At 33.0% G+C, this 13,410-nt stretch carries 7 protein-coding genes and 1 pseudogene; 2 read left to right on the forward strand and 6 right to left on the reverse strand.

The features are described from left to right. The first annotated feature begins 15 nt into the window (after positions 1–15). Positions 16–294, forward strand: coding sequence for a hypothetical protein (locus AB3G34_RS04430; RefSeq protein WP_367769107.1), 279 nt, complete (start codon positions 16–18; stop codon positions 292–294). Further along, complete coding sequence (locus AB3G34_RS04435) at positions 281–457, forward strand: hypothetical protein (RefSeq protein WP_170066898.1); 177 nt, start codon at positions 281–283, stop codon at positions 455–457. The genes AB3G34_RS04430 and AB3G34_RS04435 overlap by 14 nt, the downstream gene beginning before the upstream one ends. A 71-nt stretch (positions 458–528) precedes the next feature. On the opposite strand, the gene AB3G34_RS04440 is transcribed toward AB3G34_RS04435, so the two are convergent. From AB3G34_RS04440 to AB3G34_RS04465, 6 genes and pseudogenes are all read right to left on the reverse strand, one after another. Next, positions 529–948 carry a hypothetical protein gene (locus tag AB3G34_RS04440; protein ID WP_367769110.1) on the reverse strand — a complete coding sequence of 140 codons (420 nt, stop codon included), beginning with the start codon at positions 946–948 and terminating at the stop codon, positions 529–531. A 1,056-nt stretch (positions 949–2,004) separates the two neighbouring features. Further along, a complete protein-coding gene (locus tag AB3G34_RS04445) occupies positions 2,005–3,384 on the reverse strand; it encodes an ATP-binding protein (protein WP_367769113.1) in 1,380 nt (459 codons plus the stop codon). Between the two features lie 8 nt (positions 3,385–3,392). Then, a complete protein-coding gene (locus AB3G34_RS04450) occupies positions 3,393–7,835 on the reverse strand; it encodes an NACHT domain-containing NTPase (protein ID WP_367769115.1) in 4,443 nt (1,480 codons plus the stop codon). Between the two features lie 12 nt (positions 7,836–7,847). After that, complete coding sequence (locus tag AB3G34_RS04455; protein WP_367769118.1) at positions 7,848–11,009, reverse strand: TaqI-like C-terminal specificity domain-containing protein; 3,162 nt, start codon at positions 11,007–11,009, stop codon at positions 7,848–7,850. Between the two features lie 161 nt (positions 11,010–11,170). Next, complete coding sequence (locus tag AB3G34_RS04460; protein ID WP_369753573.1) at positions 11,171–13,189, reverse strand: heavy metal translocating P-type ATPase; 2,019 nt, start codon at positions 13,187–13,189, stop codon at positions 11,171–11,173. Positions 13,190–13,205: 16 nt separating this feature from the next. Next, a pseudogene (locus AB3G34_RS04465) lies at positions 13,206–13,406 on the reverse strand (GDCCVxC domain-containing (seleno)protein); the annotation flags it as partial. Positions 13,407–13,410 lie beyond the last annotated feature (4 nt).

Here is a 13,410-nt window from a genome sequence, read left to right on the forward strand (position 1 = left end):
AAAAGTAAAGTAATTATGAATATAGTTGAACGTGCGAAAGCACCAACCCCAAAGTTTTTTAAGGTTTTGAGAAGTATTGGAATGGCCCTATTGGCTATCAGCGGGATTATAATTGCGGCTCCGGTAGTTTTACCTGTAGCCGTTGTCAGTATTGCCGGATATGCAGCCCTTGCGGGAGGTGTTATTTCGGTAATCAGTCAAATTACGGTTGATGATGAGGCAAACCGAGAGCGGTCCATAGTGAACCGGTTGAAAAAAGACAATCAAAATTTACCCCGAGATGGAATCAAATAACAGCTTGCAAATCGGAACCGCATCCGGAACTTTATTAAGTGTGATGCCAAATATTGTTTCTGAAGATATTCTAAAAACGATTATCTTAGCGGTAATTGGAGCTATTATTAGTTTCATTATTTCGCTCCTTTTAAAAGGATTGACAAAATTTAAAAAGAAATAATTCGGGTTTGGATTGGTAACCTTTTCCCGAATTTACATGAGAGCCTGATCGAGAGATCAGGCTTTTTTTTGTTATTTACAATACCTCAATAATATCACTCTTTTCATTTCACTGATAAGGACAATATTCTTCTTTAATTGGTCCTCTTTTTGTTCCAATAACCTCAACGCCTGGATTTGTTTTTTATGCAGTTCGTGTTCTTGTAGCATTTCGTTAACTTTTGACATAAAATCCTTTTTAAAATCAGCAATTCTTAAAAATGGAATTACGGACCCCAATAATGATTGGTGCCAGAATTTTGCTTTCCATAAACTATAAGCTAACCAATACACTGTTTCGGCATCTTCATCGTTTTGAAATAGGATTACAAAGCTATTGGTAAATGGTTCTTTTTGAGGCTTGCCACTGTTCATTCCTTTGTTCAGAATAAAGATTTGGTTTGCTCTGTAAACAGCATTTTTTTGGTGTGTTTTGATGATGAAATTCGGCATAGCGCTTTGGTGTTAAAGATTCGACCTTAATTTTTCGGAAAAGAAAAAAGAGAAAAAAAGAAAGCCGTTATAACAGCAGAAATGACGAACGAAAATGGAGGGAAGAATGACCGACTGAAAGTGAGGAATGAATGCTATTCTTGCTGGATTTTTTTCTTTTTCTTTTCAGAAAAATGCACTATCGTACTGGTTGATGTTTCTCAGGGGAGTTCTTGAAGAAACGGCAATTAACACCCCCAAGCACCGCAAGGAGCAAAAAAAGTGGTGCCCCTTTTGAGGGCAAGGAATTTTTTTTTGCGGATGAGGAGCGCCGTGGCGGGGTTGCGGCAATCGAACAGCCACCATAGACGCGAGAGTTGAGCGGAGGTACGGAGCGAAACGTAGCGGCTATGAGCGTGAAACGGCGGGTAAAAAATAGAAGACAACCGCCTTTGTGGCGGTGTACCTTGATTAAGGGCAAAGCTACCGAGCCAACTGATAATTGATAGTGGATAATTGATAATTGAAAATGGAGGCTTCTAAGATAACGCAAGTGAGGTAAGCGGAGCCAAGCCCGATGGCTGTGCGAAGGAGCAACCGCTGAAAAAACGGAGGGCTGCAGACATAATATGGCTGGAATGCAGTGAAACGTACCCGCGGCGGCGGGGGAGTGTAACGAAATGAAGCGGTATTGTGGATGCATAAGCCCGACCGAACGTAGGAAGTGAACGTGTGAAGATGAGGAACAAGCAGTGCAAAAAAAAAACAGCTGCTTATTTTCAAGCTGCTGTTTTTATTGTGACTGCGCCGTGCCTGTGGAACGGAGGGAAACCTGAATATTAAATTGAAATAATAAATAGACTATTTACCAAAAGGGCTCTTATGAAAATGGCGGGTTGACCGACTGGAACAGCCGAACGGAACAAAGGGAACGACCGAAGAGAGACCTCTTGATTGCTCGTGATGTTGATTTCCTAAATTGTCTTATGAAATAGGATTCAATCATTCTTATAAATTCCAATGGTGGATTAATGATCCTAATTTGTTCTAGGTTTTCTACCCACCTTTTCTACCCACCTACGGTAATTTGAACTTGATCATCCATTCACCACCTTTTGCGCCACCTTCTCTTTCCAGTAAGCCTAATTCTTTTAGCGCTTCTATGTTGTTGTCAATAGCAGTGCCACTTAAGCCGATATTTGATTCGAGTTTCTTTTTTGAGATTTTACTGTTGTAATGAATAGCCTTTAATATTTCTATTCTGTTTTCGGATAGTTTTTCTACCCACTTATCTACCCACTTATCGAAATCAAATGGTCTTCGGAATGTTACTGTAAACATTCCATCAATATTAAATTCTGGTGGAGTTAATCCTTCTTCAAGCATCAAGTCTCTCATTCTGCTAATACCAGAACCTATTTGTTCCACCATTCGCATTCTTTCGAATAACCCAAAAATTAGAGGATTACGGCTTAAGCTTCTTTTACCAAATTCATTTCGGGGAATAGCACTAACTAATCCGCCAGGATTACTAATTTCTACACGATCATCAAACAATTCTATTGTAATTCTACCGCCTTTATCATAGTAATCACGATGTGCTAATGAGTTTATGATTGCTTCCTTGAAAACAGTTTCCGGAATTTCCCATAACTCTTTTCTTGGTTTGGAACCTTCTCCCTCAATTTCATAGCGGATATCAAGTTTAGAGTGAAGCCAATACATGCTTTTTAGAAATTGTTGATACAGTGCACCGGTCATTATTTTATCATCAATAATGTACCTTTTGTCTGTTCCGTCAAATGCGATACATCGTATAACTGCTTTTTCAAAAAAGTGTTCCGGTTCTTTGGCAAAGAATAACACCCCGCCATTTTTTAAATATCCTTCTTTTGTAGTTAATCTCAAATTGCGGAATATTTGTTCATCAGAAATAGTGTTGTTTAATCCTGCCTCTGTTCTAAATACGGCTATATTGTCTTTGTCAAGGTCAGTTACTATGTTTACTTCTGTGCATGGCGCTTCGTCAAAATAAATTCTGTCCGCTTGTTGAAAAAAGTCTCTCATTTCTTCGACAGTAGTTAGCTTTTGTGAATTTGGACCTTGTCGTACATAAATTGCACCCGACAAAACATAAGGTTTGTTTGCACCCGATGGCACTTCAATGGCCGTAATTTGTTTACCTTCTATTTCAATACTATAGGTTTCACATTGTAGCGATGGAGATATTTCGTTTATTGAGTTTTGAATTGCAGAACGTTTTGCATTGTCAATAGTTACTCCTTGTATTAAATTATTATCATCTACACCAATAAGAACTACACCACCGGAGGCATTTGCAAAAGCACATACCTCTTCTGTAATATCTTTTACCTTGCTAGGGAGACTTACTTTGAATTCTGCATTATATCCTTCTCCTGAGCTTATGATTGATTGTATCTCTTTGACTGACAGCATATTTTTTATTATTTTAAAGAATCAATTGCTTTGTTCGACGACAATCTTAAATGTTCGAGTTTAAGCATTTCGTCAAAAATAACTAATACTTGCTCAATCTGTTTCTTATTGTCTTTAAAATTATTATTTAAACTACTATAAATAGAAAGTACCAATTGAACCGGTTCGGTATCATAATGTCCTCTATTTTGAATGTTTGGAACCCTGTTAAATTTCATGCTTTTTACTAATTCTAAACATTCAATAGGGTAGTCTTTTGTATTCTTCAATAGATATTGTAAAAAATATCTGGGATCTTTCCGGAACAGATCAGATTTTGCATAAACTTTCATAAAAGAAAATAAAACGTTAAAGTTTGAAGAATTAAACTTTCGAAGTATTAAACCTGAATATGAACTAGCAAAATCATCTTCTTTTTCATCAAGAAATTGAAATAATATTTCGATACATTTATTGTCTAATATACCATCTTTAAATAAATTTTTTTCAGCAATATGTATTGACTTTAATCTGGCAGTTTTGCTTTTCGAAATTAATCTATTATAATATTCTTTCTTCTTATCATAGCCTAGGAGCCAGCTATGAACAATTAAAACACTACCATTATTATGTAATTCTTCATTATCAATAATTTTATTGAATAACGGTTTCATTTCCTGATAAAATTCATTCTTTAAATAACTGGCCGCCAGAAAAGAATTTTTTAAAAGCGTTAGGTCATCAGTATCTGTTAATTTGATGAAAATTTTAAAAGTTCTATCTAAATCTAAGTGATTCAAATAAGCCAATTCAAATAAAACTGCCACCCTTACTGAAAGCTGCGGGTCATTTATTACTTGTTCAGCTGTACTGAAAATGATTTCCTTAAACCCCGGATTGTAGGAACACTTTATTAGTTTATGGATGGCAGCACCTCTAACAGAATTTAAACTATCGTGTAAAGGATCATTCGGATTAAGAGGCTTTTCTGGATTTGGATGATTTAAAGCCAAATTAGCTAAATAATTTAATATTTCTAAATCGACAGCCTTATTCCCAATGAAATAATCCACATTCCAAACAGAATAAAGAGTGTTAGTTTGGTTAAGATTTCCATTTATGAGTTTTAAATAAAATTTCTTTACTTTTAAAACATCATATTTTGCCTTTATTAAACCAGATATACCTGAAAATAAATAATCTATTGATATATTTTCAGTTTCAAATAATTCGATAATTAATGGATAAAACCTATCGGCATCATTACTTACCTCTTCTTCAAAAGACCTAGAATGCTCTAATTTCCCCCCTTTTGAGTTGCCACTAAATCTATCTTTTTGATAATCATCCCCAAATACTAAAATACTATTTTTCCAATCTGCATTGTTCATTTTCTTGTAAGCTTTACTAGAAAGAGGAGGCCCAATACAACTCCAACTAACATTACTTCCATCTAACTGTTTTTCATTAACTTCGCCAAACTTCCTTTCTAATTCTTGATGTGCTTTTTTTAATATTGGAATATCATAAACTTCTTCTTTTGGCAAAGCATCAATAAATAAATATTTTTTTTTACCATAAAAACTAAGTGCAGGTTTTCTTTTATTGTTTGCATCGGTATAGAAATAAAAATCAGCGGGGTGTTTTATCGATAATAGAATTTGAGAAATTTTAATTTTATCTTCTGCAGAATAGATATAAAAACTTTTGCTAATAAGATTTCTTAGATATAACTGAAATTTATCATCAATTCCATTAAATCCATTTTTTACATATATAATATTAATAAGTTCAAGGATTTCATTTTTATATAATAATGGGATTTCGGATAATCCCAAAATCAAAATTTTAAGATGCGATACAGAATTTGATTTTGAATTTTCTTTAAAAAAAGCTTTTAAATATTTCTTATCCCTTGCTTTAGATTTGATATATTCAGTTAATAAATTCTCTATAAAATCATCGGCATTTTCCTTAATATCACTTTCAAATAATTCTGAAAATTTAGAACTTTCATATAAGGGGCTATTAATTTCATCGTGGCTACCGGTATACTTAGTATCCTCAATAATTTCATCAAATATCATAAAGAAGAAGATGAAAGTTTCATCAGGATTCAATTCATTCATCTTTTCAAACAAGCTTACTTGGTCATGACTGAAGTTAATTGTAAAAGAATTTTCGTCGAAGCATTTTAAAATAATTGGCTTAAGCTTTTCAAAAACATACTCTGGATGTTTTTTGAAAATCTTTTCTAAAATCTGATAATGCCAGAAATCATCTTTCTTTTTATCAGATTGACTAAAAGGAAAATAAGTGTCAAATAGCTTAAGTAATTTGCTGTTTTCCCATTCTTCAACATTCGTTAGAAATCTATTTATAAAATATTGTTTTTCAGAAAAATCAGGAACTTTATCAAAATAATCCATAATGATATCTAAGCCTTTATGTGTATTATTTATATAAAGTCGCAAAATTAAATTTAATCTGATGTCCTTTTGTTTTGCATAATTGTATTTTGGAGCATTTTCAGGGTTAATAATTTTTTTGGTTATTAAGTTTTCATGGAGATTGTTTTTCCATTTTTTCTCATAAGTGAAATATGTTAATGGTATATTTTTATTGAGTATAAACGCTAGCCATCCTTTTGAGAAAATTGAACTAATAAAAATTTCGGTATATTTAAAATTGGTTAAAATTAGTTTTGAAACAATCATTTTCTCCTCTTCAGAAGGATTGTTTACCTCTCCTAAACTTGTAATTACTAATGTCTTTATATGGAATCTATATCTTGAAGATTTTATTAATTTGCTTATTGTATTAGAATATTCTTTGGGATTAAATTCTCTGTAATATTCGACAACCATTTTTACAGTTGATCTTACATACAAGCTTTGATTATTTTCTTGAATGTATTTTTCTAAAGATTTTCTGTTTTCTACAAATTGTCTGGAAAACGTATAATCATAAAATGTTTGATGGAAGAATTGCAATTCATCATTATTTTCGACAAGTAAATGATTGCTCTTTAAATAATTAATTTCCTGGAAATTTTCATTGTCAAATATATTCTTAATTGTGATTTGCTGATCTTCATACATTTTATCAGCAATCTTATATAAAATTGATTTTAAATCTAATCCCTGTTTACTAGATATTAATTGTTTCCATAGCGAATCATATAAATCCTTCAAGGAAGTTAATGAATCAAGATTTAATTTTTGCTTATTAGGTAATTTGCAAAATATATCCAGATGATTAGGGACAGTCAATAACTCTAAAAGCTCTTCAGAAGTATTATTAATTCCATACTTTGATAAAACCTCTTTGACTTTTTCTTTCGAAATTGATGTTATTTTAACTTTTGAATATTTGTCTGATTTATATATGCTTAACTCTGCATCATAATTTAAATCATAACTTCTAGTAGATATAATTATTCTTATGTTTTTATGATATGATAGATCAGCAATTAATCTATTATAAGTTTGAATATATTCCCTGTTTGAAGAAAGAGATTGAGAAAGGGCATCTAGTTGGTCAACAATAATGACTAAATTTTTATTTTTATCATTATATAGTTTTGCTATAGCTTCTATTGAAATATTTTCTTTTTGAAATATCTTTTTTTCTAACTCAATTCTATCAGCAGCAAAGTATTTGTCTGCTTTTATTCCCAAAACATCTATTTCATCTTTTTTAAGTTTTAATAATAAGTCTTTTAGAACAACTGTTTTTCCATATCCTTTTTCGCCCTCTAGTATAAAAACATTTTTTTCATTAACTTTTAAAACATTTTTTATCCAATTATAAATTTTTGGGGTTTCTTCTCTTTCAATGTGCGTTTCAATATTTTCTCCAAAAAAATGCGGTGCGCTTTCAAGATAAAAATTTGCTTTTTCCAATTCAATTTTAGCATCTTCAAAGGAAATTATATTAAAAGCTTTATTGCTGATATCATCAATTTTTTTATCAATTGTATCTAATTTTAAAGAGTCTTCTAATTTAAATACTTGATTGAAAAGTTTATGTTCTTTAAATAAATCGATTAAATCATTACCGTCCTTTAAATTAATAAATTCATGATCTAAAGAATAAGTTAATTTTGTTTTATCTACCCAATTACTCCACCATATGCTTTGTTTTAAATCAAGAATTCTTGGAATACAAAGAATCCATTCTTTCATTTCATAATCACTCGATATAATTGCTGTTTTGAATGATTCTCTAATTTGCTGTTGTTGTGAATTGCCAAACTCCTCCAGAAAGAATTTACATTGAATTACTATAATAGGTTCGATGCCAATCTCACCAATAAAAACATCAATACCACCATCTCCTTGTGAAACTTTTACAGTTTTTACATTTTTGTTTGGATAAATAGTATTAAAAAGTGTAGCACAATCTTTCTCAAATGCAGCTCTAGCTCCTTCAATATTTGTATTTCTAACTTTGTAGTCTTGCCAATCCATGGTTTACTATACTTAATTACTTTCCACAATCTCTATCTCTTCCTCACTCAAACCATACAACTCATACACCATTTTATCAATAGCTTTTTCGGTTGTTTCTATTTGTGATTTGAGGTTTTGGGCTTTGGTTTTGTTTTCTTCAAATAGATCCAGCCATTCAAACTCGTCTTTTTTCGTGAGGGGAGTTTGTCCAGCTGTTTTAATCGCTTTGTTGAGTTCTGTGATGAAATCAGCAAATGATAATTCGCTCCAGTTTTCAAGTTTTTTTGAATTTAAATTTAAAATATTGAATTTTGAATTAAGAAAACTTAAAAACTTAACTCTAGATTGTTCTTCTTTTAAGTTTATTTCTAATAATTTATCAATATTTGTTGAAATCAAATTTTCATTAATTAATATTGGAATTGGAAGCCATTCAATATTTATTTTTTTAACTTGAGGATAAACTTTACCTCCTTCGTCTAACTTCCAAGAGTATAAATATTTAAATAATTTTGAATTTAAAATCCCAAGTAAAAATTTCAAAGTAGCAACTTTATCATTTGCTTCAATTTTTAAATTTAAAGTGTGTAAAGTGTCAAGTGAGTAATAATTATCATTATCAAAAACTCCTATTATATGACTTGCAGTTTGTCTAATTAATATTTTTGGCTCATTAAAGTCTCTTTCATCTCTTGCCCAATGTAGACAATACCAAGGCAAATTGCCTTGTGCAGTTTCTCTTTTTTCAGACAACTTATTTTTAAATTGTTCTAATAATACCGATATCTTATTTTGAGTGTCTAGGTCAGTCTTTTTTGTAGAGTATAAGATATAGTCGTCATCAAAAAGAATTTTATTTCTGTGTATTGATTTCCCTTTTAATACTTTTTTAAAAATAGTTTCTGGTATTCCATTTTCAATAAAATAGTTTTTCTTTCCAATAAAAAAATCATTTCCTCCAGTTGTTATTCCTTGAGTTATTTTTAAAATATCACTTAATTTATGAGGACAATTTTTTATAAGCTTTTTAATATCAAAATTCCCAGTTGATTTTAAAATGAATCCATTTGAACTTAAGTTTTCGGAACTTAATAAAGGTATAATTGAACTCTCTAAAGATGTTATTTTCTCTTTTATATTTATTCCTCTAAAGTTTTCATCTTGGGCTTTAAATTTTGTTAAAATAATGATTGCAGTATCTACAATTGCATCTTCAAAAACATTTGTAAGACTAATTAACTGTTCTATATTATTTCCTTTTAAGAGCAGCTTTCTTAAGCTTGAAAATTGAGCGTAATCTATAAACGTATTAGGTGTTATATAACATAGTTTTCCTTCTGACTTAATTAAGTTTAAAGCTACTTCAAAAAACATAATGTACATATCAAATGTCCCCGAAAATGAGGCTTCGAATTTTTTAAGTAAATATGTTTTTTCGGTTGAATTAAAGTAATCACCATAAGGCGGATTCCCAATAATCACATCAAAACCTCCTTTGGCAAATACTTCTGGGAATTGTTCCTTCCAGTTGAAAGCTTTTTCACCCGCAATGGCTTTGCTGTCAATAAGCGAGTTACCGCATTTAATGTTGTTGTTTAAGCTCGTGAGTTTTCGTTTGGGTTGGGCAGTACGCAACCACAAAGAGAGTTTTGCAATTTCTATGCTTTCTTCGTTGAGGTCGACCCCATAGATGTTGTGTTCCAGGATTTGGTTTTCGATATCGGGAAAGACAAAGAAACCTCCAAAGAGTTGTTTGTTGAGTTCGTCTAGGTAGGCGTGTTCCTTGATCAAGAAATCTAAGGCTTGGTTCAGGAAAGCTCCCGAGCCACAAGCTGGGTCACAGATAGTGAGTTCCAATAGCCATTCTCGGTAATCCTTGAGTTGGTTGTCCAGTTTTATGATGGTGGTGGTTTGACGGTTCTTGCGGCCTTTGGCGTATTCTTCGTCAATTATTCCTAGTTCTTGTTTTTTCTCAGTACAAAGTTTACCAATGGTGTTGTCGACTATGTATTTGGTAATGTATTTCGGGGTGTAGAAAACACCGTCTTTCTTGCGTTTGGTTTTTTGTTTGTCAAAATCGGTTCCTTCAATTTCGGCATTTACACTTTCGATTTCATTAAGTGAATGTTCGAAAATGTGCCCCAGAATGTTGACATCTACCTGACTTTCGAAATCATAAGTAGAAAGTTTTAAGGTATGGCGGTAGAGTAGTTCATTGTCTATGATCACGGCATCGAGAATCGCATCGGGTTGGAAGAGTCCACCGTTATAAGCAAAGATTTCTTCTTTCTTGTCGGTGCCTTTTCGACCTGTATCGAGATAGCCAAAGTATTGTTTGTAGCGATCGTAAAGTGGCATTTCGACATCCAAATCAGCCAAAGCTTTCCATTCTTTTAGCACGGTATTGATGGAGTTTGGAGCCAATAATCCTCGGTCTTCTGCAAAGAGGATAAACAGAAAACGGTCAATCAATTTTTGTGATTTTTGGAAAAGAATCAGTTTAGTAGTCTTTTCGGGTAAATCATTAAGTAAGATGTTAGATCGATTTTGTTTGACTAAATCCCGGTACAATTCGCGTTTGAATACGGAATAATCCCCATAGAATTTTTTAGTAATATTTTCTTCTTCTACTACTGAAGCTTCTTTTATGCTGAGTGGTCTGTTAGCCAAGATATTTTCTTTGGCCAGACAGAGGTAGAAGATTTCAAATGCGGCGTGGGTTAGGGTAAATAAGTTGAATTCTTCATAGTCTACGGCATTGTTGATGTAGAACCTCAACTTCTCGAAATTGGAGGTAATGACATAGATACAGCCTGTTTGGTTGGCTTTGTAATCAAAGGCTTGTTGGCGGATGCTTTCGAGGTCTTTGGTGTTGGTTCCCTTAAGTTCAATTACTGCTAGGGCATTTCCGTCTTTGAGGATGGCGCCGTCCACTTTTTTGGCTCCCTTTATGTTTTTAAGTTCCGTTGTCAGGTTGAAGCTTGGTGCTGGATTGAGTGTATAACCCAAAATATCCACAAACAATTCGCGTAAAAATCCTTCCTGGAATTGCTCTTCCTTACTGTTTCGAATGTTTTCTTGAATAACAGCGTTGTGAAAATACCTAGTGTATTTTTTATAGGCTTTCTGGACTAGAGCAGTATCTTGTTGACTCAAATATTTTTTGAGTACGGAGGGCTGAAATAATGACATTGGTAACGCTTTTGTTAGCTTACTAATGTAAGAATTTATTTTAGGATAAAGTAGGACGTCTGGAATGAGTTCTTAACAGAGTTATGCTATGCGTTTATTCAAAAAAAGGATGCTTGTATTTACAACAAACATCCTTTTTTGAATTAAATAACTAACTTAATTTAAAACTTCATTCGCTGTATTCTTACAGCGTTTAAAATAGCCAATAAAGCCACTCCAACATCAGCAAAAACGGCTTCCCACATAGTAGCTAAACCACTAGCACCAAGTACCAAAACAATTGCTTTTACGGCAAACGCTAAACCAATGTTTTGATACACGATTTGTTTGGTTTTTTTACCGATATTTATGGCTGTAAAAATCTTTGTAGGCTGGTCGTTTTGAATAACGATGTCAGCAGTTTCGATAGTGGCATCACTTCCTAAGCCACCCATTGCAATTCCGGCATCGGCAAGGGCAACGACAGGGGCATCATTAACACCATCGCCTACAAAGGCTATTTTTAGGTTTTGGGATATTAGTCCTTCAACTTTTTCAACTTTGTTTTCGGGCAACAAATCGCCATAGGCTTGATCAATATTTAATTCTTTGGCAACAGCATCAACAACGGCTTGTTTATCGCCTGAAAGCATTACAGTTTTGATATTTAACTTGTGTAAACTTTCGATAGCTTCTTTAGCATCTTCTTTAATTTCATCGGCAATTAAAAAGTATCCCGCATATTTTTGATTGATTGCTATAACGATTATTGTAAATGGCGTATTTTCGATTTCGGTATCATAACTAATGTTGAATTTCTTCATCAGTTTTATATTTCCTGCCAAGATTTCGTTTCCATCCACTTTTCCTTTAAGTCCGTGTCCTGCAATTTCTTCTACATCAGTAACGGTTGTATTTTTTTCTGACCCTTTGGCATATTCGATAATGGCAGTTCCGACCGGATGGGTAGATTTGGTTTCGAGTGCTGCTGTATATTTTACTAAATCATCTTCAGAAATACCTACTGCTACTACTTTTTGGACTTGAAATACGCCTTTGGTCAATGTTCCTGTTTTGTCCATAACGACCACTTGGATAGATGCCATTATATCAAGAAAATTAGATCCTTTGAACAAAATTCCGTTTTTGCTTGCTGCTCCAATACCACCAAAATAACCTAATGGAATGGAAATAACCAATGCACAAGGACAGGAGATAACTAAGAAAATTAATGCCCTGTACAACCAATCGTTGAAATTATAGTTTTCGACAAATAGCATTGGGAGTAAACAAATTCCGATTGCCAATACTACAACTATTGGCGTATATATTTTGGCAAATTTTCTAATGAATAATTCGGTTGGTGCTTTTTTAGCCGTAGCATCCTGAACCATTTGTAATATTTGGGACAATTTGCTGTCTGTATATGCTGTCGTAACTTCGACGAGAACAACTTTGTTCAGATTAATCATACCTGCAAGTACAATTTCTCCTTTTTGTTTGGTATCCGGTTTACTTTCTCCTGTTAAAGCTGCTGTATTTATAGAAGCATTGTCTGAAAGTAATTTTCCGTCTAGAGCTAGTTTTTCACCAGGTCTTAATTGGATAATTTCTCCAATAGTAATTTCTGATGCTTTTTTAGAAATTGTATTTTCCCCTTCCATTACCGTTGCTGTGTCGGGTCTTTGATCTAACAGCGATTTGATGTTCTTTTTAGCTCTTTGAACTGCCAATGTTTGAAAAATTTCGCCAATAGCATAAAATAACATTACTGCAACACCTTCTGCATATTCGCCAATGGCAAAAGCTCCAATGGTAGCAATTCCCATTAGAAAAAACTCTGAAAATATTTCTCCTTTCCGGATACTTTCATACGCTTCTTTCAGTACTGGGTAACCTACTAATAAGTAGGCTATTAAGTACCAGGATAAGCTTACGTAACCAACAAACCAGGTTGGTGTAAAATAGTTGTCTAAACCTATTGCAACAATTAAAAATATAAAACTTATGATTGCAGGCAAGAACATTTGAAATGTAGTGCGGTCGTCTCCTGAATGGTCGTGTCCATCATCATCAGCATGTTCAGATTTATAGTCCACGGTACAACATCCCGCTTGATTATCGGTTATTCTATTTATTTTTTCTTCAAGTGTGCAACAAAGCTGTTTGCCGTATGCATCGTATTTGTGTTGGTGTTTCATTTTGTTTTGATATTAATTAACAACAATTATCTCCTGCTTGTATTGGTGGACATTTTACCGAACCGTAGCTGCAATAAACACAACAATCTCCCTCTAATGGTTTGAGTATTGTTTTGCACTTTTCACATTCGTAAAAGAATTGACAAGCATCGGTTGGCATTATTTCTTCTTTTCTGTATCCACAGTTGGGGCAAGTTAAAGTTGATTTTAATTCAACTGTT

It is taken from the genome of Flavobacterium sp. WC2409 (assembly GCF_041200085.1).
Lineage (GTDB): Bacteria > Bacteroidota > Bacteroidia > Flavobacteriales > Flavobacteriaceae > Flavobacterium.

Excerpts from the sequence above, each read along its gene's own strand:
- AB3G34_RS04430 (WP_367769107.1), top strand. The coding sequence starts at position 16 with ATGAATATAGTTGAACGTGCGAAAGCACCAACCCCAAAGTTTTTTAAG.
- AB3G34_RS04435 (WP_170066898.1), top strand. The coding sequence starts at position 281 with ATGGAATCAAATAACAGCTTGCAAATCGGAACCGCATCCGGAACTTTA.
- AB3G34_RS04440 (WP_367769110.1), bottom strand. The coding sequence starts at position 948 with ATGCCGAATTTCATCATCAAAACACACCAAAAAAATGCTGTTTACAGA.
- AB3G34_RS04445 (WP_367769113.1), bottom strand. The coding sequence starts at position 3,384 with ATGCTGTCAGTCAAAGAGATACAATCAATCATAAGCTCAGGAGAAGGA.
- AB3G34_RS04450 (WP_367769115.1), bottom strand. The coding sequence starts at position 7,835 with ATGGATTGGCAAGACTACAAAGTTAGAAATACAAATATTGAAGGAGCT.
- AB3G34_RS04455 (WP_367769118.1), bottom strand. The coding sequence starts at position 11,009 with ATGTCATTATTTCAGCCCTCCGTACTCAAAAAATATTTGAGTCAACAA.
- AB3G34_RS04460 (WP_369753573.1), bottom strand. The coding sequence starts at position 13,189 with ATGAAACACCAACACAAATACGATGCATACGGCAAACAGCTTTGTTGC.